Here is a 26,719-nt window from a genome sequence, read left to right as displayed (position 1 = left end):
TATAAAATAATAAAGATATGAGCACGAAAACTATTCCGTATGTGCCTTATAAGGTTAAGGATATTACCCTTGCCGATTGGGGAAGAAAAGAAATTGAATTGGCAGAAGCTGAAATGCCAGGCCTAATGGCCCTTCGTGAAGAATACAAAGACGAGCAACCTTTAAAAGGGGCACGTATTGCAGGTTGTCTTCACATGACCATACAAACTGCCGTTTTAATTGAAACGTTAACCGCTTTGGGTGCAGATGTTACTTGGAGCTCATGTAATATATTCTCTACACAAGATCAAGCCGCTGCCGCTATTGCTGCTGCAGGTGTACCTGTTTATGCCTGGAAAGGTATGAACGAAGAGGAGTTTGACTGGTGTATTGAGCAAACCTTATTCTTTGGCGAGGACAGAAAACCATTGAATATGATCTTAGATGATGGTGGTGATCTTACCAACATGGTTTTAGATAAATATCCAGAATTGGCGTCTGATGTTAAGGGACTTTCAGAAGAAACCACTACAGGTGTTCACCGTTTATATGAGCGTGTTAAAAATGGTACTTTACCTATGCCCGCTATTAACGTAAACGATTCTGTAACCAAATCTAAATTTGATAACAAATACGGTTGTAGAGAAAGTGCTGTTGATGCTATACGTAGAGCTACGGATACCATGCTTGCAGGCAAGCGCGTTGTTGTAGCCGGTTATGGTGATGTTGGTAAAGGTACCGCTGCTTCTTTTAAGGGTGCCGGTTCTATTGTTACCGTTACGGAAATTGATCCTATTTGTGCACTACAAGCCTGTATGGACGGGTTTGAGGTTAAAAAATTGGAAACCGTTATTGGTAATGCGGATATCGTAATTACTACTACCGGTAACAAGGATATTATTAGAGCCGAACATTTTGAAGCTCTAAAGGATAAAGCCATTGTTTGTAACATAGGGCATTTTGACAATGAAATTGATATGGCTTGGTTGAACAAAAACCACGGAAACACTAAAGATGAAATTAAGCCTCAGGTAGATAAATATACAATTGACGGTAAAGATATTATTATATTGGCGGAAGGTAGATTGGTAAACCTAGGTTGTGCTACCGGACACCCTAGTTTTGTAATGAGTAATTCATTTACCAACCAAACTTTGGCGCAAATTGAACTTTGGAAGAATAGTGAAAACTACAAGAACGAAGTATATATGTTACCAAAGCATTTAGATGAAAAGGTTGCAAAATTACACTTGTCTCGTTTAGGTGCAGAATTGACCGAATTAAAGAAACACCAAGCCGATTATATCGGTGTTACGGTTGAAGGTCCTTTTAAACCGGAATACTATAGATACTAAATTATAGTCCTATAAATAAAAAAGGTCTCGATAACATCGAGACCTTTTTTTGTTCTATACTTTTCCAGTTAGTAGTTTTCTGCCAACATACCTTCTAAATAATAACAATCTGTTTGCTCCTTTAATTGAGCCAAACCTTGTTCTTTAGAACTTAACGGATCAATTTTCACCTCTTTACCGTTTGGCATGTAAACAATGTAAAAACCTTCTTCAAAAGATGATAGTTTTATAATCTCTCCATTAGGTCTTACCGCATTCCATGATTTTTCGCTTGGCTTATATACCAAATCAATTTTCTTACCCTTTTTAGGACCATCGACTACAGTTACCTGCATCCTATTTTTAGTAGCGGTCATTTCAAAGGTATTACCGTCTCTTTCTACCATTTGAGTTTCAGACTCTCCTTCTTCCATAGCAATTGGGTTAGATCCGCTCCAAAATTCAATAACATTGAAAATAACGGCATCACCCAAAAAGAATAGTCCATAAACAGGAATTATGTTTAACCCCCAAAATACCAGATTATTAACAAACTTACTATCCGAGACTCCTTGGTTCCAGTCCTTTAAATTATTAAAAGCACTAAATGACCCCAAGCAACTAGAGAATAATAGCGTACTCGCCATTGCAACGCAGATAACTGATTTTTTCATGATTTTATCGTTTAGAATTAGTTGTACAAATTAGTCTTTTACTCAAAATATTGTAAACTGAAACAACTTAATTATTAACGATATCCATTAATTATAGGAATAACAACTACGCAAATGACCTTTATCCTATTAACCTCTACCATTTTGCATACCCTCATTCCATTTTCTGACAAATTCATCTGACCATGCATCCCATCCAATTGTGCTTAATGTCCAAATGGTAATACCAATTACAATAATATTTAAGACTATACCTATGACAGCAATAATCTTTCCTTTTTTTATTTTACCAAAATTGCTGTAGGCATCTGGATTCATTTTATAAATCCCCTCAGATTTAGATGCCAAATAGTAGGATATAATTGCAGGAATAATACCAAAACCACCTAAACAAAACACAAAACAACTTAACATTGATAAAATATAAATTAGAGAAGAATTTGGAAGTTTCTTGGTATGCATATATTGGATTTATAAAATTTGTTCCCTTAAAAATATTAATAACAAAAATCTTGTTCCAAGTTTTTGTAAAATTTTGCCAATAGTGTATTTACTTTTTGCGAATCCCTTTTATCCAAGCAATGATTTTACGTACTTCGTTAAAAAAACACTATGATACTATTTGTTGACATGGACGAGGTAATTGCAGATACCTATGGTGCCCATATTGAACTATACAATAAAGAATTTAATGGCGAATTGACTAAAGATCTATGTGCAGGCACCGAAGTATGGCGAATGGTGCCGGAAGCGCACCAAGAAAGTGTTCGTAAACATGCCACTAGAAGAGGATTTTTTAGAAATCTGAAACCTATAGCAGGCAGTCAAGAAATACTTGCACAATTAGCCGATAAGCACCAAGTTTACATAGCATCTGCTGCCATGCAATTTCCAAATTCCTTGGAAGAAAAAAGTGAATGGCTAGATGAGCACTTTCCTTTTATAACTTGGCAAAACCGTATACTTTGCGGCCATAAGCACATTCTTAAAGGAGACATTCTGATAGATGACCGTAGTTTCAATTTAGAGAATTTTGATGGTAGAAGTTTACAGTTTACCTCACCACACAACGTACATACAGAAGGGTTTGAACGTGTGAATACTTGGTTTGAGATTGGGGAGAAACTTTTGCAATAATTACTATATCTTAAACGATAGGATATAAAAAACCCCCTTCATTACTGAAGGGGGTTTTTTTAAATAACTTTTTTAAGCTTAAGCTTCAAAAGGCTCAATGGAAACAAATGATTTTCCACCTGCTTTCTTTTCAAACTTAACTAAACCATCTACACGTGCGTGTAATGTATGGTCTTTTCCTGCGTAAACATTTTCACCAGGATTGTGTCTTGTTCCACGCTGTCTAACAATAATGTTACCAGCGATAGCAGCTTGACCACCATAAATCTTAACTCCTAATCGTTTCGATTCTGATTCTCTACCGTTTTTCGAACTACCTACACCTTTCTTATGTGCCATTGTCTAAGGTTTTAAATATTATTATACTTTGATGACCTAGCTTATTTAGCTACACCACCGTCTAATTCGTCTTGCCATTTTTGTAACTCGTCCCATTTACCATCAGCAGCTAATTCCGCTTGTTTTGGCCATGTATCGGTTACGTGATTTCCACGAACGTCCGCTATAATTTCAGAAATCTTAGCTGCGTCTGTTTTTGCCAATTCAGCAAAAGTAGAAATACCTGCATTGTTTAAAGTCTCGGCAATTTTTGGACCGATACCTTCAATTTTTTTCAAATCATCACCTTTAGCGCCAGCCTTTTTTGCTTTTGCTTTTGGTGCAGCTACCGGAGCTGCTTTTTCTTCAACTTTTTTAGCCTTTGGTTCAGCTTTCTTAGTTTCAGATTTCTTCGCTCCTTTAGAAATAATAGATTCGATTACAATCTCTGTTAAAGACTGACGATGTCCATTTTTCTTTTTGTAACCTTTACGTCTTTTCTTGTGAAAAACGATTACTTTGTCACCTCTTAGGTGTTTAACGACTTTAGCCTCTACTGCGGCTCCGTCTATAGCCGGGGCGCCGATAGTAACGTTCGATCCATCAGCTAAAAGAAGAACATTGTCAAAAGTAACTTTCTTACCTTCTTCTGCCTGTAAACGGTGAACGTACACTTTCTGGTCTTTTGCAACTTTAAATTGCTGCCCTGCCATCTCTACAATTGCGTACATATTGTTAAATGTAATGATTAAACCTGATGGATTTTTTCCATAGGCGGGTGCAAATATAGATCTAAATCCTGAAATAACAAGTCTTTTTTATATATTTTGCACACTCTTTACCAATGTAGTGTTCGAAGTTTTAAAGAGTTGCATAAATGCAAGAGTTAAAACAATGCTACTGGTAAAACCCATAGTTGCAACTACCAAAAAAACAATAGCTTCAAAACTTCTATATGTATTAGCCCATTTTGTAGACAACTCTTCTAAGAAACCAGGCTGTAGCTCTGTAGAATAAAAGGCAAAAAAGATTGTGAAGATCAAAGTTGCCACGCCACCTGTAATTAAACCTGCCATAAAACCTCCTGCATAATTAAATTCGCTTCCTTTTTTTAACTTATAATATTTGATCGCCTCAAAAATCGCGAAACCGGTAATTACGGCATTGAACAAACTATAGAATACATTTACGTGCAGCCCAAGCAACGATAGTATTAGAAAATAAGCTATTAACGATCCACTGGCGGCAACACCAAATCTAATGGGCAAGGCATAATTTTTCATAACGAATATTTTTTTGTTTAGACTTTTAAGATAATCAATAAACAAAATATATTAAAATAATTTTTGTTAAAGAATACTTATTTTGAAGATTGTTCTTACAAAAAACGCTATTTATGTAACAAATTGAATATACCAGATACTAATAACACAGAACATATAATCACTAACTTAAAAATGTTTAAATGAAAATGAAATCACTACTGGTTTCGGCCCTGTCCGTTTTTGGATTTGCCGGACTCGCCCAAGAGGTTGCCTACGAAGAGTACAACCTTGAAAATGATTTGCACGTTATTCTACATCAAGATAACACCGCCCCAATTATTTCCATCTCGGTATTGTACCACGTAGGATCAAAGGACGAAGACCCACAAAGAACAGGCTTTGCACACTTTTTTGAACACTTGTTATTTGAGGGTACAGAGAACATTAAGAAAGGTGAATGGGACAAAATTGTATCTGCCAACGGTGGCTCAGGTAATGCCACTACCAATGAAGACAGAACTTATTACTATGAAGTTTTTCCTTCCAATAATTTGGAATTGGGCCTTTGGTTAGAGTCTGAACGAATGTTACATCCGGTAATTAACCAGAAAGGTGTCGATACTCAAAACGAAGTTGTCAAAGAAGAAAAAAGACTACGTGTAGATAACTCTCCTTACGGTAAATTCCTTGAAAACATTAAGAAGAATCTTTTTAAAAACCATCCATATAAAGAAACGGTTATTGGAAAAATGGCAGACTTAGATGCCGCTACCTTAGATGAGTTCATTGCATTCCAGAAAAAATTCTATTCTCCGAACAATGCCGTTTTGGTCATAGCAGGCGATTTTGAAAAGGAAAATGCAAAAAAGCTAATTTCTGATTATTTTAAGGATATCCCCAAGGGAGCAGAAATTGAAAGAAACTTTCCAAAAGAAGCTCCAATTACATCACAGATCAACGCAAAGGCCTACGATTCCAATATTCAAATACCGGCTACTATGATCGCCTACAGAACTCCCGGTCTTAAAGATAGAGATAGCCAGGTGTTAGAAATGATTTCTACCTATTTATCTGATGGTCCTTCTTCAAAACTTTATAAGAAAATGGTCGACGAAGAAAAGCAGGCCTTACAAATTGGCGCAATACCAGTTACATTAGAAGATTACGGTATGTACATTGTTTTTGCTCTTCCGGTAGGCGAAACTGGTTTAAATACACTTAATACTTCTATTGAGACAGAAGTTGAAAAATTGAGGAACGAGCTTATATCCGAAAACGATTATCAAAAACTACAGAACAAGTTTGAAAATAAGTTTGTAAACAGTAATGCCAGTGTTGAAGGTATTGCATCATCTCTTGCCAAATATTATGCACTTTATGGCGATACATCTCTAATAAACAAGGAAATAGAAGTTTACAGGTCTATTACAAGAGAAGAAATAAAAGAAGTCGCCAACAAGTATTTAAAGCCCAGCCAAAGATTGGTTCTAGAATATTTACCTGAACAAAATACCGCAAACTAAAATGACTATGAAAAATACATATATATTACTACTAACATTATTCTCCTTTATTGCCGTACAAGCACAGGTAGACCGTACGGTTATGCCTAAACCAGGGCCAGCACCTGAAATTAACCTAGGAGTACCACAATCATTCAACCTTAACAATGGCTTAAAAGTACTTGTAGTAGAAAATCATAAATTACCTAGAGTTTCTATGCAACTATCTATAGATAACCCGCCAATATTAGAAGGCGACAAAGCTGGTGTTGCGAGCTTAACAGGTAGTCTATTAGGACTAGGATCTAAAAATATAACGAAAGAAGCATTCAATGAAGAAATCGATTTTTTAGGGGCCAGACTTTATTTTAGCGCTCAAGGTGCTTATGCCCAATCTCTTTCCAAATATTTTTCTAGAATGATGGAGCTAATGGCCGATGCCGCTATTTATCCAAATTTTACGCAAGAGGAATTTGACAAAGAAAAGGAAAAACTTATTACTGGATTAAAAACCGAAGAGAAAGTAGTTTCCTCAATTTCCAGTAGAGTACAACGTGCTTTAGCTTACGGTAAAAACCACCCTTATGGTGAATTCACTACAGAAGAAACCGTAAACAATGTAACTCTAAATGATGTTGAAGAATTTTACAGAGATTATTTTGTACCGGCTAATGCATACCTAATTATTATTGGTGATGTGAACCTTGAAGAAGTAAAGTCATTGACCGAGAAATACTTTACCTCTTGGACAAAAGCCGTACCACCAAGTTTCTCTTATTCTCAACCTAAAAATGTACCAAATACGCAAATCAACTTTGTTGATATGCCAAATGCGGTACAGTCTGAAATTACAGTTCAGAATATCGTGAACCTTAAAATGAAAGACGAAGATTATATCGCCGCACTTTTGGCCAATGAAATTTTGGGCGGGGGAGCGGACAGCAGATTATACTCAAATCTTAGAGAAGACAAAGGTTATACTTACGGTGCCTATTCTTCTATTGGCAACGACAAATATGGTCCATCTAGATTTAGTGCAACTGCAGAAGTTAGAAATATGGTGACAGACAGTTCTGTAGTAGAAATGTTAAAAGAACTTGATATCATTGTCACCGCACCTGTTACCGATGAGGAATTAAATAATACAAAAGCACTTTATGCCGGTAGTTTTATTATGGCGCTAGAAGATCCAGAAACAATTGCCCGATATGCCTTGAATATCGAAAAAGAAAACCTGCCCAAAGATTTTTATAAAACATTCCTAGAGAAGCTAGACAAGGTCAGTAAAGAAGAGGTAGAAGCTGCCGCAAAAAAATATTTTAACGTTAACAATGCCAGGGTAATCGTCGTAGGCAAAGGAAGTGATATTCTTTCCGGTCTCCAAAATATTGACTATAAGGGCAAAAAACTTCCGGTACTTGCATATTCAAAAACTGCCGACAGAGTTGAAACTCCAGATTACAATGCTGCCGTACCAACCGATATTTCTGCAAAATCCGTAATTGAAAAGTATATTACAGCTATTGGCGGCAAAGACAAACTTGAGAGCGTAAATACCTTAGCCATGATGGCAGCAGCAGAAATGCAAGGAATGAAATTAGACTTAAACATTAAAAAAACATCTAGCAGCCAATTGATGCAAGACGTACAAATGATGGGTAACTCTGTAAGTAAACAAGTTCTTAACGGAGATACCGCTTATATGATTATGCAAGGACAACGTAAAGATCTAGAAGAAAAAGAACTGGATGCCATTAAAAAAGAATCTGCTCCATTTACTGAGCTTCAATTACTGAACGATGACTCTGTAGTTATAGAGGGCATGGAAATGATTGGCGATAAAAATGCGTACAAATTAAAGGTTGGAGAAAACAAATCTGCATTCTTTGACGTTGAAACCGGACTAAAACTACAGGAGGTTACCGTAACCGAAATGCAAGGCCAACAAATTGCCAGTACTTCTAATTTTGAAGATTACAAAGAAGTCTCGGGCATATTGTTCCCTTATAAAATTATACAGACCGTAGGTCCACAATCATTTGAATTCATAGTTTCTGAAATTAAAGTAAATGAGGGTGTATCACCTACAGATTTTGAGTAATATATATTTATGTAAATAAAGAAAACCCGCTAATTAGCGGGTTTTTTGTTTTTTAAATTTTAAGTTTAACTCCTAACCTATTTTTCTAATTCTTGCTTCTCCAAAAATCAATCCTTTATCCACTTCCGGGCTGCCGGTGTAATTCACATTTGTTTCTCCGTAACATGTAACTTTCAACCGGTCTTTTACATTGACCCTAAAATTACTTTCGCCGTAAGCGGTAATTTTTGTCTCATCTGCCATCATACCCACCGTATTTACTTCGCTTTCGCCATAGGCCCTAAATACCTGACGAGCCACAGCTCCTTCACCAATTTCCAAATAGCTGCTACCATAAATAGCAACTGTAAGTTCATCTATAGAAACCGAATCGAAATATACTTTTGCCTCACCGTATAAGGACATCTTGAAATCATCTGCATTGAAATGATCTTTACATCTAACGACCTCTTCTCCTCTTATGGATAAATTTTCTAATTTTCTATAGGTAACGGTTGCAGTTGCCATTGTACCATTATATAGTGACTTACTACCACGCCATTTATCCGTAGATATTCGTTCAGATTTTGTTACCACTTTGGCACCGTCTAAATACAAACGCAATGTTCTACCCTCTACTTCTACATTTATTTTATCTAAAGAAACTTTGGCATTTTCTATGACCACACCCTCTTCTTCCCCTTCTACCAGATTTACCGCTATATGGGGACTTACAATCAACTTATCAAAAGATTTTACGTTAAACGTTTTTTCTTGCCCATTGGTCACGCCTACAACAAGAGTTACCGCAAGAAGTACAAATAGTATTTTTTTCATGATTTTCGTTTTTTTTGATTAGTTCTATACAAAGACAAGCCAATATCAATTTTGTTACACTCAATTTGCTATTTCTGCTGAACAATCCTTTTTTTCTTATTTACAAGCCAAACTCCAAACAAAATAATAAATCCGCCAAGCAATTGCAGAACACTTATATTCTCCCCATCTAAAAAGCCCCACAACACCGCTACCAGAGGTATTAAATAGGTAACAGAAGCAGCAAATACAGGGCTGGACAATTTTATTAATTTGTTGAATAGAATATTTGCCAAAGCCGTACCCAAAAAAGCCAATGCCATTATATACCAAACCGCTTCATGCATAGCACTATTATCCAAAAATTGCACAAAAACCCCTGTATACAACAAAACCGCAAATGCCGGAAGAACCGCAACCCCAAAACTTGCCGTGGTTACTGCAAGGGGAGTCAAATGTGCTAAATACTTTTTTATAATATTAATGTTAAATGCGTATCCCAAGGCCGAGAAAATAATGAACAACGAATACCAATAATTCTGGTCGTCATTATTCTCCATGCCTGCCGCAATCAATACAACAGTACCGAACAAACCAATTAAAACCCCAAGAACTTGCCTGCCCTTTAAGGATAGCCCAAAAAGCGCCAAGCCCACCAACGTGGTAAACAAAGGTGCTACAGAATTTAAAATTGAAGTAATACCACTACTTATTTCCGTCTGTGCCAAGGCAAAGAAAAAGGGAGGAAAAAATGAACTGCACAACCCCGCAATGGCTACCCATTTCCAATCTGTTTTAGAAAGTGTTTTCAAAGATCTAAAACCCAAAACAAATAATAATACCGAAGCAAATACAATTCGTAATCCGCCAACTTGTAAAGGCGAATAGCCAACCAAAGACCTTTTAATCAATATAAAGGAAGAACCCCATATAAATGATAGAAGTATTAGGTAAATCCATTTTTGATCTATATTCTTCAATGCTCATGATTTTAAAACAAAAGTGGGCTTTTTTCTAAATAAACCAGCCTCCTTTCCTGTAATTTTTATACCGCTATTACCAAAGCGTTTTACATATTTGGTATCTTTACATTGTAACTATAATTGCTTTTAAAAGGCATCTGCTAAATCTACAGATATGAAATTTAAAATATTAATTCTTTTTATTACCATATTTACGATATCTACAAGTGCATCTTTTGCCCAAGAGGGAGAAACTTTACCTAATGAAATTTTGGTAGGCAATAGCACTACAATATTACTTACAATTGAAGGGATGACCTGTCAAGAAGGTTGCGCGGATAAAATCTCATCAAATTTAATGGAAACCGAAGGTGTGGTTTCTTCTGATATTAATTTTAAAAACAAAAGCGGATTAATAACTTTTGACCCTTCAATAATTACTACAGAAGAAGTAAAAAAAATAATTACGGACACCAAGGTCAAAGATTACAGTTATAGTATTACGTCTACCAAAACAATAACGGCCATTAACCCGCAAAGCAATTAGAATGAAAAAAATACTTCACATACTTACCATAGCAGCTTTTTTTGTTTTTGTAGCCTGCCAAGAAACCAAGAAAACAGAAGAACCTTCTAAAATGGAGCACGTAATGAGCATTCATGATGAAGTGATGCCAAAAATGGGTACTATAGGAAAATTAGTAGGTCAATTAAAACCAATGGCAGATTCGCTTGGAGCAGAATCAGTCGAAGCAAAGGCAATGAAAGACCTTCAAGATGCCAATAAATCTATGATGGATTGGATGCAAGGTTTTGGAGACCGTTTTGATTCCGAAGAGATTATGAACGGCAAAGCACTTTCTGACGAAAAGAAAGAGTGGCTAAAAGAGGAGGAAGCAAAAGTTAAACAAGTAAAAGAAAATATTAATTCTAGCATTGAACGTGCAGAAGCTATTCTTGACAAGCAACAATAATTATTTTTGCTAAAAGGGTAATTTAGACAGATCTACATTACCACCTGAAATGATAATTCCAATTTTTTTATTCTGAAAAACTCCTGGCTGTGCTTTTGAGCATTTTAAAACTGCAGCTACCGTTACCGCACTAGAAGGTTCTATTATAATCTTCATACGTTCCCAAACCAGTTTCATAGCGGCCACTATTTCGTCTTCTGTAATTCTAACAATACCACTGACCAACTTTAATATTATTGGAAAATTCTTGTCGCCCAACATGGTTTTTAATCCGTCTGCAATAGTATTAGTGCTTTCATTACTTTCTATTGCACCGCTTTGCAAAGAACGGTAGGCATCATCTGCCTCAAAAGGTTCGGCACCATAAACTTTACAATTATGGGTAAAATATTTTACCGACAATGCAGAACCGGCAATTAGACCGCCACCACCAACCGGGCAGAATATAAAATCTAGGTCGGGTAGGTTTTCCAACAACTCTAGAGCCGCAGTACCTTGACCTAATATTACATTATTATCATTTGAAGGGTGTACAAAAGTTGCACCAGTTCTAGCGGCGATATCATCTGCCAATGACTGTCTAGCTTCTACTGTTGGTTCGCACTCGTATATCTTACCACCATATTCCCTAACGGCTATTTTCTTAACCTCAGGGGCGGTATTCGGCATCACAATATGTGCCGCAACTCCTACATTCTGTGCGGCAAGAGATAAGGCTTGGGCAAAATTACCTGATGAATGGGTTACTACTCCGCTTTTCTTTTGTTCTTCTGATAATTGTAGAATAGCATTGGTAGCACCTCGAATTTTATAAGCTCCTGCCCTTTGAAAATTCTCGCACTTGAAAAAAACTTGTGCATTGACCTTTTCGTCAATTAATCTAGATGTTAATACGGGTGTATTGTGAACAAATGGAGCTATTCGTTTATGACAATCTAATAGGTCTTGTTTTGTTAACATACACAGCTATTTTTTCCAACGTAAGGTTTCAATAATTCCCCTGATATCATTCTGAAGATATGATGCCGCCGGAAGAATGGAATCATAATTAGGTTTGGTATAAAAATAAACCGATCCAGTAAGAAAATGCTTGGTACTATCCGTAACAAAAAATTGAGATTGCGAAGCTGCATTACCTTGAACTTCAAATAGGGCGCCGTAAACTTTCTCATTAGGATTTACATAAGGTTGCTCTACAATATTATCTGCCTTTGCGGCATGCTCATAACTTAATCTTTTTGAATCATTGATCAACTGAGATAAATTACCGTCTATCTTCTTATAGCTTAAAAAAATAGCTCCTTTCATTTCTGGGTATGAAATAGTATAGGCCTGATCGCCATTTGGCTCTGCTCTTGCCAGTTCGTTATACTTAAATTTAAAATTTTCTGTCTCTAAATCTGCCAGTTTCCCTTGCGGATATTCCAATCTCATTTTCGCTTTTGGCTTGGGTAGCACTTGCTCATTTTTACAGCTTGTTACCAAAAGGAAAACTGCTAAAAACTTAACGAATGACTTACTCTTCATGTGGTAAGGTTACTTTTATTTGTTTTAATCTTTTCTTATCCATAGCCTCTACAACAAAGGTATAAGAGCCGAACACTATTTTCTCTCCTCGCCTTGGAAAACTGCCTGCTTTTTCCAGAACAAAGCCAGCCAGGGTTTCAGACTCACCTTTGTTATCCTCAAAGAATTCATTATCCTCTAATTTGATGACCCTATAAAAATCTTTAAGCGGAGTTTTGCCTTCAAAAACATAATTGAAGTCATCTAACTTGGAATAAATTAAATCTTCATCATCAAACTCATCACTGATATCACCTACGATTTCTTCAATAATATCCTCTAAAGAAACCAACCCAGAGGTGCCGCCATATTCATCTACCACAATGGCCAGATGGTTCTTCTTTTCTTGAAACTCTCCCAATAGGTCATCTAACTTCTTATTCTCAGGAACAAAATAAGGCTCCCTTATCAAGGTCATCCAATTAAAAGTCTTTCGGTCTAAATACGGTAATAAATCTTTTACATAAAGTACGCCTTTAACCGTATCTATATTCTCACCAAACACAGGAATTCGTGAATATCCATGCTTTTTGATCTCTCCTAAAACTTCAGGAAATTTCATTTGGTCATTTAGCGCAAAAATATCTATACGAGGCCTCATTACCTGTTTGGTATCGGTATTACCAAATGTTACAATACCTTCCAAAATTTTCTTTTCCTCTTTGGTAGTATCGCCTTGAGAGGTTAAATCTAGCGCCTGTGACAGCTGATCTACACTTAAACTTGATTTTTGCTTGCCAAGCTTGTTATATAAAAACAAGGTACCTGAACGCATTGGTAAACTTAATGGTGAAAAAATGAAATCTAACACTCTTAACGGATAAGCCATAAAATGCGCAAAACTCATTCTATTTCTATTGGCATATACCTTAGGTAGAATTTCACCGAACATTAGAATCAGAAAGGTTGCCACTACTACTTCTAACAAAAATCGCTCAGACAGAACACCAAACCATATTCGATCAATATTTTCAAAAAGAGTATCGCCTATAACACTGAACAATAAAACTACACCAATATTTATAGCATTGTTTGCTATCAATATAGTAGCCAACAATTTCTTAGGCCGTTCTAGAAGTTTAATAAGGATAGCGCTTTTGGCCGTTTTCTCATCCTGCAACTCTTTAATTTCGGTCGTGGACAAGCCAAACATAGCCACTTCGGCACCAGAAATGAGTGCAGAGCAAATAAGCAGTACAAATAGTACAACTATGTTCATTGCAAAAACACCGTTTACAACCAACGTTGTCATCAATAACGGTAAGGGGTCTGGGTCCAATAGTTACTATTTAATTATTGTTAGAACGGTAAATCATCATCCTCTTCTGAACTTGCAGGTGCAGGCGCAGACGATGATGCTTTATTTTCAGTACTTGCCGGTTTTTGGGCAACGGGGGCAGAACCACCATTATTCTGCATACCTTCTTTCTTTGTGTTCAAAAATGTAAATTCTTGCACATGCACCTCGGTAGAATATCTGGTATTACCATCTTCACCTTGCCATTGACGATTTTTCAATCTTCCCTCAACATATACCTTATCTCCCTTGCTCAAATATTTTTCACAGATTTCGGCAGCTTTGTTTCTAACCACTACATTGTGCCAATCTGTATTTGTAACACGTTCTCCGGTAGATTTATTGGTATATGTCTCATTTGTAGCTATTGGAAATCTACCAATACTACCGCCTCCCTCAAAATAATGCATTTTAACTTCATCACCTAAATGCCCAATTAACATTACCTTATTCAATGTACCGCTCATAACTTAAAGATATAAAAATCAAAAGTACTAAAATTTAAATGCTTTGATAAAATCTGCGACTAAAACAGGTACGGGAAAATCGGTTATTCTTTCAACCGGAATCATATCATCAAATTCTTCGTTTACGTAAACCAGCCAAAACTTGGTGTTTAAATGCTGATGAGATAATTTATGAACTATTGCATCCTCATTGAAAGATAGGATTTCTTCAGCCTTTATATTATTTAGCACCTCTTTATACCTTATAGTAATGCTATCTATTTCCATATGATCTTTGGACTCTAAAAGTGGAAACTCCCAGAGGTTTTGCCAAATACCCTTCCCTTTTCGCTGATCGAGCCTAGTAAATTGTTTACCATTTATATCCTTATATATAGGTATAAGATAATTGAAGTACCTGGTACGCACTTTTGTCTTCTTTAATTTTACCGGCAAAGCATCTACCAAGCCTTTTTCTAAGGCCACACAACTATCATTTAAAGGACAAAGTAAGCAAAGCGGCTTTTTAGGTGAGCACTGTATGGCACCAAACTCCATAATACCTTGATTATAGTCTCTTATTTCTTTTTCATCCATGACTTTTTCAGCCAGAGACTTAAAATATTTGATACCTTCAGTACTATTAATAGGTATATCTATACCATAATATCTAGCAAGCACCCTGTATACATTTCCATCTACTACGGCCTGCGGTTCATTAAAACAAATAGAAGAAATCGCACTAGCCGTGTAATCACCTACACCTTTCAGAGTTAAAAGACCCTTATAATTGTCAGGAAATTCACCATTGTACATTTCTACTACCATTTTAGCGGAAGCGTGCAGATTTCTTGCCCTAGAATAATAGCCCAAACCTTGCCAAAGTTTTAAAACCTGTTCCTCATCTGCATCTGCAAGATCTTTTACAGTGGGAAAATTTTCTACAAACCTAAGGTAATACGGGGTTCCTTGGGCAACCCGCGTTTGCTGAAGTATAATTTCCGATAGCCATATTTTGTATGGATCAGTGGTTTTACGCCATGGTAAAACGCGCTTATTTTTATGATACCAATCTAAAATTTTACCCGAAAATGACATGCTCTTAAATACTAAGTCATAAAAGTAGCAGTTTATACACTTAAAATTAACCCATTAGAAAGAAAGATTGAATTTAATTTATATATTTGCAACCCGAAAAAACATACAGAAAATCTAATATTGAAAGATGACGAAAGCGGAAATTGTATCGAAGATCTCAGATAAGCTGGGAATTGAAAAAGGAGATGTACAGGCAACTGTTGAATCTTTTATGGAAGAGGTAAAAACATCATTAGAAAGTGGTGATAATGTTTACCTAAGAGGTTTCGGTAGTTTTATCATTAAAACTAGAGCCGAAAAAACCGGTAGAAACATTTCCAAGAACACAACTATTAAAATACCCGCTCACAACATCCCAGCATTTAAGCCTGCAAAGGTTTTTGTTGAAGGGGTTAAGAGCAACGTACACGTAAAATAATTAACTTAAAAAAAGAACTTTATGCCAAGTGGTAAGAAAAGAAAGAGACATAAGGTAGCTACACACAAGCGCAAGAAGCGTAGAAGAGCTAACCGACACAAGAAAAAGTAGTTTTATAACTACTTTTTCTTTTTAAAATACGTTCATTGACATAGAGATTCAGAGTTTGGATTTCGGCAGATACATTTGTATTTGTCTATGGTATTGTTTAATCAGTTCGTTACCTTTTTTTTAGGTAAACGACTAAAAATATATTCAGGTGAATAGAGAATTAATCGTAAGATCTAGTTCCCAATCTGTTGACTTTGCCTTGCTAAAGGACGGAAAACTCACTGAACTACATAAAGAGGAGAACAGTAACGACTTTTCTGTTGGCGATATTTTTCTTGCCAAAATAAGAAAGCCCGTAACCGGTCTTAACGCAGCGTTCGTAAACGTTGGTTATGAAAAGGATGCATTCTTGCATTACCATGACCTTGGACCGCAGTTATCCTCAATGCTTAAGTTCATTAAACAAGTGAGCACCGGAAAACTAAAGGATTACACTTTAGAAAATTTCCCGTTTGAAACCGATATTGACAAAAACGGTGTTATTACCGATGTCATTAAAGCGAACCAATCATTATTGGTTCAAATTGTAAAAGAACCTATATCTACTAAAGGACCAAGAATTAGTTCTGAGTTATCAATAGCCGGGCGTTACTTGGTAATGGTTCCTTTCTCCGATCGCGTATCCGTATCTCAAAAGATAGGTAGCAAAGAAGAGAAAGACAGGTTAAAAAGACTCGTTAAAAGTATTAAACCTAAAGGGTTTGGTGTTATTATAAGAACGGTCGCAGAAGGACAAAAAGTCGCAGAACTGGACAAAGATCTAGAAAACTTGCTGAACAAATGGACAGCAATGTGCAAAAAATTACATCGTGCTCAAACACCATCAAAAGTATTCGTAGAACTAAACAGGGCATCTTCTATACTAAGAGATGTATTTAATGATAGTTTTACAGGTATACATGTAGATGACGCCACCTTATTTAATGAAATTAAGGATTACGTGGCAGAGATCGCTCCAGAAAAAGAGAGCATCGTTAAGCACTATAACACCAACGTACCTATTTTTGAAAAGTTTGGTATTGAAAGACAAATTAAAACGTCTTTTGGCCGTACTGCAGCTATGAGCAAAGGCGCCTATTTAATTATAGAGCATACCGAAGCACTTCATGTTATAGACGTTAACAGTGGCAACAGATCAAACAAAGCTAAAAACCAGGAAGATACTGCCCTAGAGGTAAACCTCCTTTCCGCATCAGAAATTGCAAGGCAACTTCGCCTTCGTGATATGGGCGGAATTATAGTTGTAGATTTTATCGATATGGTAAAACCTCAGCATAGAAAAAAGCTTTTTGAACATCTTAGAGATGAGATGAAAGACGATCGTGCCAAACACAAAATACTACCTCCTAGTAAATTTGGTTTAATTCAGATTACCCGACAAAGGGTACGACCTGAAATGAATATTAAAACAACTGAAGAGGACCCTAACAATGCAGGGAAACAGGTGGAAGCACCTATTGTTTTAATAGATAAAATTACAGCGGACCTTGAAAAACTTCTTAAAGGCCCTAAAAAGGATAGCAGTATAACTTTAAATATACACCCTTTTATAGCAGCCTATATTACAAAAGGTTTTCCATCTTTGAGGACAAAATGGTTCTTAGAGTATAAAAAATGGATTAAAATTCAACCGCGCGATGCGTATACGTATCTTGAATACCGTTTTAAAAATAAAGACGGCAAAACAATATATTAACGAAAAAAGCGATTTCCTTACGGAGTCGCTTTTTTTGTTTAGTATTTTTGAAAATTATGAACCAAAAAACTAAAGGCTACACTGTTCAAGAAGCTACTAAAAAGATAGAAAGCTACTGTGCTTACCAAGATCGCTGCCACAAAGAAGTAGTTGCGAAATTGAAAGACATGGGTATGATTCCATTAGCGATAGATACTATTATTGCCCAACTTATTGAAGACCGATTCTTAAACGAAGAGCGTTTTGCAAAGAGCTTTGTCCGTGGCAAATTCAATATTAAAAAATGGGGAAAAAATAGAATTGTCAGGGAATTGAAATTTAGAAACATCTCTAAATACAATATCACATCAGCTTTAAAAGAGATTGAACCTCAAGCATACTTGACTACTTTAGATGACTTGGCCCATAAAAGATTGCAACAAATTAGCGAAACCAATATTCAAAAGCGCAGAAAAAAACTAGCAGATTACCTATTATACAGGGGGTGGGAAAGTCACTTGGTGTATGAAAAATTGCAAGAGCTTATTCCCTAAGATTTTTTTAGCTTCTAATTAAAGATTCAACATTTTTATTGGTGTTGGCAATTGCCTTTTTATTTTTAGCGTCTATCCAATCTTGACCTTTAATTTTTCGCATTAATACATCATAATGGCGCATGATCAATATATTATAAAATGCCTTACCTAAATTTTTAGGATTACGCGCCAATGCCCGTAAACTCATTGAAAAACCAGGTGTATTGTATTTCATATAATGCCAATAACCTTCTGGCATATATAAAACTTCACCATGGGAGAGTGTTGTTTTAAATCCGTTTGCCTTTTTCAAAGCTGGCCATTTGCCATAATCAGGATTAGAGAAATCTATGCTCTCATGCGTAATTAGAGAATGTGGAACTTTATAAAGTTTTTCTGTTTCTGACTGTGGAAAAAGTATCACCTCTTTTTCTCCATCAAAATGAAAATGAAAAATATTGGCAAGATCAATGTCATAATGCATAAAAGTGTACGAATCACGCCCACCAAAAAACATCATTGGCACTCCTTTCAAAAGCCTTAACCCGAAGTCTGGAAACTTATAGTCTTTTTGTAGCGCAGGCACTTCCTTCAAAATATTCCACAGAAATATTCTATACTTGGTAGGCTCTTTCTTCAATAAATCCACATATGCCGCCATTTTCATTTTGGCATGTGGTTCATTGAAACCATCTTTATGCTGTACTGGTCTATCGTCATATAAAGGCACCGTGATATCACCAGCGATTTCCTTAATATAATCTAGATTCCACTTTTTAAAAGCAGGCCAATCTTCAATTGCCTGTTCTAAAACAACAGGTTTTTGAGGCTTAAAGTAGTCGTTAAGAAAAGTTTCCTTGGTAATATGTTTTACCCTGGGGATATCTGTTAACTTCAATTACTAATGGTTTTATAGGGATGCCAAAGGTAATTAACGTTAAGAAAATAATTTCTTAAAAATGTATTAATGTAGTATTATTCAACAATTTTAGCCTTTTGTTTTGCCTTTTCATTACGCTCAATAGCGTGACCCGGTCTAGACCATTTCGGCTTCTCTCCTAAAGCTTCTATTTGAGAGTCTTCTGCTTCTACCGTTTTTGGCTGAGATACTTTTGTAAACGGTTTTTGCGGATTAAGACCTAACATCTTGAACATTTCCATATCTTCATTTACATCAGGATTTGGAGTCGTCAATAACTTATCGCCTGCAAAAATAGAATTGGCACCAGCAAAGAAACACATTGCCTGCCCTTCTCTACTCATTTCTGTACGACCTGCAGATAAACGCACTTGAGTCTCTGGCATTACAATTCTTGTAGTAGCTACCATGCGAATCATGTCCCAAATTGAAACGGGCTCAATATCTTCCATTGGCGTACCTTCTACGGCAACTAATGCATTAATAGGAACTGATTCTGGTTGCGGGTTCAATGATGTCAAAGCAACTAACATACCTGCTCTATCTTCCAATGCCTCGCCCATACCAATAATACCACCGCTACAAACGGTTACATTACTTTTACGAACATTTTCAATAGTATCTAAACGATCCTCAAATGCACGTGTAGAAATAACGTCTTTATAGTAATCTTCTGAAGTATCTAAATTGTGATTGTAAGCATATAAGCCTGCTTCTGCCAAACGTTTTGCCTGATTCTCGGTAATCATACCCAAGGTACAACACACCTCCATATCAAGCTTGTTAATGGTACGCACCATTTCCAATACTTGATCAAACTCAGGACCATCTTTTACATTTCTCCACGCAGCACCCATGCATACACGAGAGCTACCAGATGCTTTTGCCCTTAGTGCTTGAGCTTTTACTTGAGAAACGGCCATAAGGTCATTACCTTCAATATCCGTATGGTAACGTGCAGCTTGCGGACAATAGCCACAATCTTCTGGGCAACCGCCTGTTTTTATAGAGAGCAATGTAGAAACTTGTACTGTATTGGGATCATGATTTTTCCTGTGTACAGTGGCAGCTTCATAAAGTAGCTCCATTAAAGGCTTGTTATATATTTCTAGGATTTCTTCTTTTGACCAATTATGTCTTGCTATGCTCATATAATCTTAGGTTGTTACCAGAGTTCAAAAATAACGGAATTTAAATTGAAAAAATAATTGGATGTTTTTAAAATAATGATTTACCGTCCAATTCAATCGTTATCTAAAATAGGCTATTCGCTTTTACTTATCAAAATACTTACTGCATTACCTCCAAAACCAACGGCATTTACAAGTATTTTTCTAAGGTTTCTTTCTTTGGATTTGTTCTCTATAAAAGGAACGTGAACCATCTTATTCTTCTGCAACATTAATATTGCCAGTTCCAAATTTAGCATACCTGACGTCGCAAATGTGTGACCAATCTTCCATTTATTGGTGGTCAATTGAGGCATAACATCACCAAATACTTCTTTAATGGCATTATATTCTGATGAATCACCTTTTATAGTTCCCGGTGCATGCATTACAATAGCATCTACCTCAGCAGAATTCATATTTCCCAAAGCCATTTTCATGGATTTTTGGAAACATATTGCATTAGCTGAAATGGAAGTATTATGCTTTAAAATTTCTGTAGCAAAGCCTACACCTTCGATCACTGCTAATGCATTTTTTACAACCCCTGTTTCTAAACACGCAACTGATGCCGCTTCGCCCAATATCATGGTATTGTATTCCTTTTTCATGTTCAAGGCCTGGCACGGGTAACTTCGGCTACGCTCAGTTACCGAATCTGCTTTCGATTCAGGTGCTTTTGCATATATCTTTAATGCCTTCATTTGGGCAATGGTAAAATTGGTCAGCGGAGCTTCACTGGCTCCTACCAAAAACTTATTTGACATTCCGCTATTAAGCCATGCTACTCCGTTCAATACCGAATGTAGACCCGTAGAACAGGTAATGGAATGCGATATTTCTGGTCCTGAAGCGCCCAAATCATGGGAAACCCATGACGAAACATTACCTAATGTAGTAGTTGGCGAACTTAATGTTGACGAAACTCCCGTTTCTAAATATTCGGCATGGTATTCTTCAAACAATTTTGTAGCCCCTCTAGAGGACCCCATATTGATTCCGAATTCAGAAGAGTTCTCCCAGCCAGATTTTGCTACCGCCAATCTAGATGCAACCATTGCGAATAGTACACTATTATCTAGTTTTTTGTACTTGCCATCAGATTTTCTAAGTTTATCTACCAATTCCTTTGCAGATACAGACAAGGGTGCTACCCAAGTTTCAGAACCATTTATTTCTTTTAAGGAAAAGTAATGGTCCTTATCTTGATATGCTTTCCAGGTTTCTTCTAATGTACTTCCTAGCGGTGAAAGTGAAGCTATGGATGTTATTGATATTTTATTTTTCAATTTCTTGACTAAAATGTATTTAACGCCTCTGTAATGGTGTCGTAAACTTTTTGTAATTCTTTATTTGAAATAATGTAAGGCGGTAATACATACACCGTATTGCCCAATGGCCTTAACAAAACTCCTCTTTGTAAAAAGAAATTATAAAGCTCATCACGTAAACTACCATAACGTTCCATTTCTATTTGTAGATCAATGGCCAAAATGACACCAATTGTTCTAGCCTCTTTCACTTTTACATGATTTTTGATTTTATCTAAAAATGAACAATGAGCTTTTGCTATATAATCTCTTCTTTCTGAAATTTCCGGAGAATTCAATAACTCAATACCTGTCAATGCCGCAGCACAACCTAAGGGATGGGCGCTGTACGTATGGGCATGGAAAAAGCCTTTATGAACCTCATCACTAAGAAAACGATTGTATATTTTTTGCGAACAACTGGTAATGCTCAAAGGAAACATACCTGCCGTCAACGCCTTGCTCAAGCAAATTATGTCTGGCTTGTTCATTAAATTATCAGAAGCAAAATTCTTTCCTGTTTTACCAAAACCTGTCATTATTTCATCGGCAATACATAAAACCTCATATTCTTGACAAAGACCTATTAAAGCATCTAATCCTTTTGCAGAATGAAATTTCATTCCGGCAGCACCTTGTACTAAAGGTTCAAATACAAAAGCTGCGCACTCGTTTTCATCCAAAATTTGAGAAAGCTTACTTTTAACCTCCTTTAAATTATCTTCTTGTGGAACAGGAATTCGCACCACCTTTAACAAGAAATCTTCAAACGGACCATTGTAAGATGACAAGCCAGATGCACTCATAGCCCCAAAGGTATCGCCATGAAAACCATCTTCAAAAGCTATTAAGGTATCTCTCTTTTCACCGTTATTATGAAAATACTGTAAGGCCATTTTTATTGCCGCTTCTATAGCCGTTGAACCGTTGTCATTAAAGAAAATCTTAGCCTGGTTACTTGGTAATATTTCCATTAATTTCTCTGACAATGCTATTGCAGGTTCGTGCGTAAGACCACTGAACATAACGAAATCTAAAGTTTGCATCTGTTGGGTCAATGCCGAAATAATGGTTTCATTTGCATGACCGTACATTACGGTATACCAAGATGCTATACCGTCAATATATTCTTTTCCCTCCTCATCAAACAACAAAGCACCTTTTGCCCTGGTTATGGGTAACTGCGGCTTACCCAACTTATGTTGGGTCAATGGATGCCATAAAAATTTTTTATCACGACTAGATAGATTTTCCTCTTTCATAGAATTTATAATTCTTCATTTTATCTATCTTGCAAAGATCGGGAAATAAACTTCAATAATTAGATGCCCCCAAAAAGAAACGAAAAAGCATTTTTAAATTTCTCCGAAATGAAAAATAGTACGGTATTTATCGTTTTATCGATACTTACCTTTTTTATACGTTTTCCATTTTTCTTTAGAGACTACATTGATCGCGATGAAAGTACCTTTATTCTTTTAGGTCAATCTTGGGCAAATGGTTTTCTACCGTACACACAATTATGGGACTTAAAACCACCGTTGACCTTTGCATTCTTTGCCTCTATCATCTCTATTTTCGGTAAAAGTTTTATCGCCATTAGATTTGCAGGTGTTCTACTTGTGGGCATTACCGCATATTTTACCTATAGGATTGCAGTAAGCATAATTTCTAAAAATGCTTCTATTGCGGTAGGCATATGCTGTATTTTTCTACTAAGCTTATTTGGTAGCCTACAAGGGGTAATGTCAGAACATATTTGTATTGCGCTTTTTGTGCCGGCCATTTATCTTTTACAAACTAAAAACTCTCTAGGTTACTTTTTATTGGCCGGACTTTTAATGGGCGCTACGGTTATGGTAAAATTGAACATGGCCTTCCCAATTCTATTTATGGGCATGTTCTTGACCTATGCGTCTATTTTTAAAAAAGAAAACATATCACTCCTTCATGTTACTGTATTTGCCGTAGGAGTAATAGCAGTAATTATAGCGACCATTATACCATACTACTTGACCGACCAAACCTATATTTGGTGGTATTCCGTAGTATTGGCACCACTGGAATATACAGGAGCAAGAAGGCATTCTATATTTAAGTTAGCTCCTATTTTTGTAATTACGGCACTCTTTCTGGTATATGCCTATAAAAGCATAAGGCTAGATTTTAAGAATAAAACCGTTCAATTGTTGGTAACAGCTGTAATTGGGGTATTATTCTCTTTCGCAAAAGGTGGTAGAATAAACGGTCATTACCTTATTCAATTACACCCAATGTTACTTATTCTAGTTGGTATAGTCATCTATAGCATAATACAACAGTACAAACCAAAACTACCTATGTACTTGGCTTTTATTGTAGTATTGATTCCTGCTGAAAGCTATTTGGAATATATAAACGTTGCAAAGAACATCTACAAAAAAGGTACCTTTTTCAATGGTGAAGGTTTTACCGTACCGCAATATATATTGGACCATGGGCTAGACACTAAAAACATTGTGTTTTTTGAGTACCATATTGGGTATTGGAATTTAGATACCTTACCACCTACTACCGCTTCTACACACCCAAGTAACATTTGTAGAGATGAACTATTTACTTTCTACGGCAACCCTAGAAAAAACTCTGTTGAAGAAATTAAGTATATCATGCATGAATTACGGCCCCAAACAGTTGTTATTAGAAAAGGAAAACGAATTTTCGATAAAAAGGAAATTAACGAAAACGAATATATTGACGCCTATTTAGCTAAATATTACAAGGTAATTACTACGGTAGATAATGCCGATATTCTACAACGCCTATAAAGTTTTCAATATTCCCTGAAACTTATTGGCATATTTTTTAATCACTTCTTTGGTAAATTTTTTCTCTTCGTCTATTCTCCCGATTAAGGATACTCCCGTTTTGTGGAGTATAATGTTCTCGGTATGCGGGTTGGCCTCTCCACTGAACAAGACCGAAACTTCATACCCCTTTTGCAACAACCATTTAATAGTAAGAAGTGAATGATTTATACTCCCTAAATAATTTCTAGAAACGACAACTACTTTATAATCGGGCATAATAATATCGAACATGGTATCTTCATCGTTTAAGGGAACCAAAATACCACCGGAACCTTCAATAATTAAATGATTATCTGTTTGTGGCTCATTGATATGAAATCTGTCAATTTTAATACCTTCTATTTCAGCCGCAGCATGCGGACTCATAGCCGCTTTAAGATTATAACTACTGTCGTGAAATTTAGATTTATCATTAGAGATCAACCTTTTTACCTTATCGGTATCGGTATTATCCAGATCACCCGCCTGTACAGGCTTCCAATAATCTGCTTGTAAAGCTTCCGTAAAAATTGCCGAGGCAATTGTTTTACCTACCTCTGTTGAAATTCCGGTCACAAATATCTTTTGCATGCTATTCTATCTTTGAATTAGTGATCATACCACAATTTAGGCACTTATATTTTCTTTTTTCAAAAAATGGAAAAAGTTTATAAAATAATCCTGTGCTGTTATAATATGGCTCTGATTTTTGAGCCTTACAATTAGGACAAACAACGGCATTTCCATTATCATCTACTGCATAAGCCCTGATCTCGTTATAAATGGCAATGGCTCTTTCTTTATCTTTAGTATACACCTGCAATTTTACCCCGCCAATGGCATTACTAATTAAAGGGTCAGAGTTTAGGGTGTTTTCATCCCTAAGAAACACTGGTATGCCTTCAGACTCCAATTTTCCTTTTACGATCTGCACATCGGCAACATATTCAAAAGAAGCCAACTGATAAAACTTATCTTCCATACTTGTTTAAATAAAACTAGCTAATAATTTTACCAATAACCCTATTTCTTCTGTAGAATTAAAACTATGTAGACATATCCTTAAGCGCTCTTGACCATCCGGTACCGTAGGCGAAAGTATAGCCTTAATATTAAAGCCTTTATCGATCAGTTTTTTAGAAACTTCTTTTGCCATTTTTGAACCTGGTATAATGCAACCCTGTATAGCCGTATCGCTAGGTATAAAATGTTCTTTTATTTTATGTATGGTCAATTGTTTTTTAAAAAAATCTATATTTCTTTTTAACGACGCGTTAGGTTCTTTTCCTAGTTCGCCAATATATTCATGGGCCGTAATTATCGTTGCCAGTGTATGTGGTGTTAATGCGGTAGTATAAATTAACGGCTTGGCAAAATTTACCAAGTAATCTTTTAAATTTTTGGAACCAAGTACTGCCGCCCCATGGCAACCAAATGCCTTCCCAAAAGTTACCGTTCTTGCAAAAACCTCTTTCTCTAGTTTTAATTCCGGTATTAATCCTGCGCCGTTCTTACCCAATACACCAACGGCATGGGCTTCATCTACAATTAGGTGGTAGCCGTTAGTTTTGGCAAACTTTGCAAAAGCTTTTAAAGGTGGCGTATCGCCATCCATTGAAAAAACACTTTCAGTTACAATATATACGGCACTATCAGCATGTTCATTTCTAGATACATTTAATGCTACTTTCTTTTCTAAACTTGCTAAATCATTATGAGAAAAACTATAAGACTTTGCATGACTCATTCGTATACCCTCTCTTATACTGGCATGTACATATTCATCATAAAATACCAAGTCTCCTCTTTGCGGCAAGGCACTGAACAACCCCATGTTGGCATCATAGCCGGAATTAAAGACCAAAGCTGCTTCAGATTTATAAAAATCACACAACAATGGCTCTAACGTATTATACAATTTGTGATTGCCAGACAGAAGCCTTGAACCCCCAGATCCGTTTGATGCAACATTCTCCGTAAGTAGTAATTGAAAGGTTTTTGAAAATAAAATTTCATTTGTTGCAAAACCTAAATAATCATTAGAAAGAAAATCAATTAAACCATCTAAAGTTTGTAGGGAACGAAAGGTCTTTTCTCTTTTACGAGCAGCCAAAGCACGTTGTAATTTTTCAGGGAATTGGTTCATGGAACAAAAATAGCTTTTCTATGAAACGATTCTAATCTATTTAACGATTTCCTAAAATTTTTGCTATCGGTTTACCGCATTAATTATGGTAACTTCATAAATTCTTAACAGTTTATGAAAAATAATAATTTATTAACCTGAAAAATAAGCAGTTATAGA

Annotated in this window: 29 protein-coding genes; 10 read left to right on the top strand and 19 right to left on the bottom strand. The window is 36.1% G+C overall.

Annotated features, from left to right (window positions below; translation table 11 throughout):
* Positions 1-17 precede the first annotated feature (17 nt).
* Entirely contained in the window at positions 18-1,334 is a 1,317-nt protein-coding gene (ahcY, locus tag PXC01_RS02975; protein WP_276470891.1) for an adenosylhomocysteinase, read from the top strand.
* A gap of 68 nt (positions 1,335-1,402) precedes the next feature.
* On the opposite strand, the gene PXC01_RS02970 is transcribed toward ahcY, so the two are convergent.
* Entirely contained in the window at positions 1,403-1,987 is a 585-nt protein-coding gene (locus tag PXC01_RS02970) for a DUF3332 domain-containing protein (RefSeq protein WP_276470890.1), read from the bottom strand.
* 129 nt (positions 1,988-2,116) lie between these two features.
* Positions 2,117-2,449, bottom strand: coding sequence for a CCC motif membrane protein (locus PXC01_RS02965; protein WP_276470889.1), 333 nt, complete (start codon positions 2,447-2,449; stop codon positions 2,117-2,119).
* 150 nt (positions 2,450-2,599) lie between these two features.
* Here PXC01_RS02965 and PXC01_RS02960 point away from each other — a divergent pair, with 150 nt between their 5' ends.
* Complete coding sequence (locus PXC01_RS02960) at positions 2,600-3,124, top strand: 5' nucleotidase, NT5C type (RefSeq protein ID WP_276470888.1); 525 nt, start codon at positions 2,600-2,602, stop codon at positions 3,122-3,124.
* A gap of 78 nt (positions 3,125-3,202) precedes the next feature.
* On the opposite strand, the gene rpmA is transcribed toward PXC01_RS02960, so the two are convergent.
* The 3 genes from rpmA to PXC01_RS02945 all read right to left on the bottom strand — a co-directional run bounded on the left by rpmA (position 3,203) and on the right by PXC01_RS02945 (position 4,725).
* Complete coding sequence (gene rpmA, locus PXC01_RS02955; protein WP_276470887.1) at positions 3,203-3,463, bottom strand: 50S ribosomal protein L27; 261 nt, start codon at positions 3,461-3,463, stop codon at positions 3,203-3,205.
* A gap of 41 nt (positions 3,464-3,504) precedes the next feature.
* Positions 3,505-4,173: a 50S ribosomal protein L21 gene (rplU, locus tag PXC01_RS02950; protein WP_276470886.1), complete on the bottom strand. Its 669-nt coding sequence runs from the start codon at positions 4,171-4,173 to the stop codon at positions 3,505-3,507.
* An 87-nt stretch (positions 4,174-4,260) separates the two neighbouring features.
* Positions 4,261-4,725, bottom strand: a complete 465-nt coding sequence (locus tag PXC01_RS02945) for a DUF4199 domain-containing protein (RefSeq protein ID WP_276470885.1) — start codon at positions 4,723-4,725, stop codon at positions 4,261-4,263.
* A 182-nt stretch (positions 4,726-4,907) separates the two neighbouring features.
* Between PXC01_RS02945 and PXC01_RS02940 the strand changes: the two genes are divergently transcribed.
* Together PXC01_RS02940 and PXC01_RS02935 are read left to right on the top strand one after the other, a co-directional pair.
* Positions 4,908-6,230, top strand: a complete 1,323-nt coding sequence (locus PXC01_RS02940; RefSeq protein WP_276470884.1) for a M16 family metallopeptidase — start codon at positions 4,908-4,910, stop codon at positions 6,228-6,230.
* Between the two features lie 7 nt (positions 6,231-6,237).
* Entirely contained in the window at positions 6,238-8,310 is a 2,073-nt protein-coding gene (locus tag PXC01_RS02935; protein ID WP_276470883.1) for a M16 family metallopeptidase, read from the top strand.
* A gap of 72 nt (positions 8,311-8,382) precedes the next feature.
* Here the strand turns inward: PXC01_RS02935 and PXC01_RS02930 are convergent, their stop codons facing one another.
* Positions 8,383-9,126, bottom strand: coding sequence for a GIN domain-containing protein (locus tag PXC01_RS02930; RefSeq protein WP_276470882.1), 744 nt, complete (start codon positions 9,124-9,126; stop codon positions 8,383-8,385).
* 68 nt (positions 9,127-9,194) lie between these two features.
* The gene (locus PXC01_RS02925; protein ID WP_276470881.1) at positions 9,195-10,085 is read right to left on the bottom strand and encodes a DMT family transporter; all 891 of its coding nucleotides are present in this window, start codon (positions 10,083-10,085) and stop codon (positions 9,195-9,197) included.
* A gap of 157 nt (positions 10,086-10,242) precedes the next feature.
* Here PXC01_RS02925 and PXC01_RS02920 point away from each other — a divergent pair, with 157 nt between their 5' ends.
* Complete coding sequence (locus PXC01_RS02920) at positions 10,243-10,614, top strand: heavy-metal-associated domain-containing protein (protein ID WP_276470880.1); 372 nt, start codon at positions 10,243-10,245, stop codon at positions 10,612-10,614.
* Position 10,615: 1 nt separating this feature from the next.
* Entirely contained in the window at positions 10,616-11,041 is a 426-nt protein-coding gene (locus PXC01_RS02915) for a hypothetical protein (RefSeq protein WP_276470879.1), read from the top strand.
* A gap of 9 nt (positions 11,042-11,050) precedes the next feature.
* Here PXC01_RS02915 and PXC01_RS02910 read toward each other — a convergent pair whose 3' ends face one another.
* Genes PXC01_RS02910 through mutY form a run of 5 tightly spaced genes read right to left on the bottom strand, consistent with a single transcriptional unit; the run spans position 11,051 to position 15,448 of the window.
* On the bottom strand, positions 11,051-12,001 hold the full coding sequence (locus PXC01_RS02910; RefSeq protein WP_276470878.1) for a pyridoxal-phosphate dependent enzyme: 951 nt from the start codon (positions 11,999-12,001) through the stop codon (positions 11,051-11,053).
* Positions 12,002-12,007: 6 nt separating this feature from the next.
* The gene (gldD, locus tag PXC01_RS02905) at positions 12,008-12,568 is read right to left on the bottom strand and encodes a gliding motility lipoprotein GldD (RefSeq protein WP_276470877.1); all 561 of its coding nucleotides are present in this window, start codon (positions 12,566-12,568) and stop codon (positions 12,008-12,010) included.
* Positions 12,558-13,886: a gliding motility-associated protein GldE gene (locus tag PXC01_RS02900; RefSeq protein WP_412759661.1), complete on the bottom strand. Its 1,329-nt coding sequence runs from the start codon at positions 13,884-13,886 to the stop codon at positions 12,558-12,560. The genes gldD and PXC01_RS02900 overlap by 11 nt, the downstream gene beginning before the upstream one ends.
* A gap of 20 nt (positions 13,887-13,906) precedes the next feature.
* Positions 13,907-14,371 (bottom strand): single-stranded DNA-binding protein, encoded by a 465-nt coding sequence (locus PXC01_RS02895; RefSeq protein ID WP_276470875.1) that lies wholly within the window; start codon positions 14,369-14,371, stop codon positions 13,907-13,909.
* Positions 14,372-14,398: 27 nt separating this feature from the next.
* Positions 14,399-15,448, bottom strand: a complete 1,050-nt coding sequence (gene mutY / locus PXC01_RS02890; protein ID WP_276470874.1) for an A/G-specific adenine glycosylase — start codon at positions 15,446-15,448, stop codon at positions 14,399-14,401.
* Positions 15,449-15,575: 127 nt separating this feature from the next.
* On the opposite strand from mutY, the gene PXC01_RS02885 reads away from it, so the two are divergent.
* From PXC01_RS02885 to PXC01_RS02875, 3 genes are all read left to right on the top strand, one after another.
* Complete coding sequence (locus PXC01_RS02885) at positions 15,576-15,866, top strand: HU family DNA-binding protein (RefSeq protein WP_027065813.1); 291 nt, start codon at positions 15,576-15,578, stop codon at positions 15,864-15,866.
* Between the two features lie 259 nt (positions 15,867-16,125).
* On the top strand, positions 16,126-17,673 hold the full coding sequence (locus PXC01_RS02880; protein WP_276470873.1) for an Rne/Rng family ribonuclease: 1,548 nt from the start codon (positions 16,126-16,128) through the stop codon (positions 17,671-17,673).
* 56 nt (positions 17,674-17,729) lie between these two features.
* Complete coding sequence (locus PXC01_RS02875) at positions 17,730-18,206, top strand: regulatory protein RecX (RefSeq protein ID WP_276470872.1); 477 nt, start codon at positions 17,730-17,732, stop codon at positions 18,204-18,206.
* A gap of 7 nt (positions 18,207-18,213) precedes the next feature.
* Here the strand turns inward: PXC01_RS02875 and PXC01_RS02870 are convergent, their stop codons facing one another.
* The 4 genes from PXC01_RS02870 to bioA form a co-directional block, all read right to left on the bottom strand.
* A complete protein-coding gene (locus tag PXC01_RS02870; protein WP_276470871.1) occupies positions 18,214-19,086 on the bottom strand; it encodes a cupin-like domain-containing protein in 873 nt (290 codons plus the stop codon).
* 77 nt (positions 19,087-19,163) lie between these two features.
* Positions 19,164-20,258 (bottom strand): biotin synthase BioB, encoded by a 1,095-nt coding sequence (gene bioB, locus PXC01_RS02865; protein WP_276470870.1) that lies wholly within the window; start codon positions 20,256-20,258, stop codon positions 19,164-19,166.
* A 113-nt stretch (positions 20,259-20,371) separates the two neighbouring features.
* Positions 20,372-21,565, bottom strand: coding sequence for a beta-ketoacyl synthase N-terminal-like domain-containing protein (locus PXC01_RS02860; RefSeq protein WP_276470869.1), 1,194 nt, complete (start codon positions 21,563-21,565; stop codon positions 20,372-20,374).
* Between the two features lie 8 nt (positions 21,566-21,573).
* A complete protein-coding gene (bioA, locus tag PXC01_RS02855; protein ID WP_276470868.1) occupies positions 21,574-22,848 on the bottom strand; it encodes an adenosylmethionine--8-amino-7-oxononanoate transaminase in 1,275 nt (424 codons plus the stop codon).
* Positions 22,849-22,956: 108 nt separating this feature from the next.
* Between bioA and PXC01_RS02850 the strand changes: the two genes are divergently transcribed.
* Positions 22,957-24,393, top strand: a complete 1,437-nt coding sequence (locus PXC01_RS02850) for a glycosyltransferase family 39 protein (RefSeq protein ID WP_276470867.1) — start codon at positions 22,957-22,959, stop codon at positions 24,391-24,393.
* On the opposite strand, the gene bioD is transcribed toward PXC01_RS02850, so the two are convergent.
* From bioD to PXC01_RS02835, 3 genes are read right to left on the bottom strand one after another with little or no spacing between them, the layout of a single operon-like run.
* Positions 24,388-25,005, bottom strand: coding sequence for a dethiobiotin synthase (bioD, locus tag PXC01_RS02845; RefSeq protein ID WP_276470866.1), 618 nt, complete (start codon positions 25,003-25,005; stop codon positions 24,388-24,390). The genes PXC01_RS02850 and bioD overlap by 6 nt on opposite strands.
* A 1-nt stretch (position 25,006) precedes the next feature.
* Positions 25,007-25,396, bottom strand: a complete 390-nt coding sequence (locus tag PXC01_RS02840; protein ID WP_276470865.1) for a putative signal transducing protein — start codon at positions 25,394-25,396, stop codon at positions 25,007-25,009.
* A gap of 6 nt (positions 25,397-25,402) precedes the next feature.
* Positions 25,403-26,560, bottom strand: coding sequence for an aminotransferase class I/II-fold pyridoxal phosphate-dependent enzyme (locus tag PXC01_RS02835; protein ID WP_276470864.1), 1,158 nt, complete (start codon positions 26,558-26,560; stop codon positions 25,403-25,405).
* Positions 26,561-26,719 lie beyond the last annotated feature (159 nt).

The sequence above is a fragment of the Maribacter huludaoensis genome (assembly GCF_029350945.1).
GTDB lineage: Bacteria > Bacteroidota > Bacteroidia > Flavobacteriales > Flavobacteriaceae > Maribacter > Maribacter huludaoensis.
This window is presented reverse-complemented; position numbering and strand designations above follow the sequence as displayed.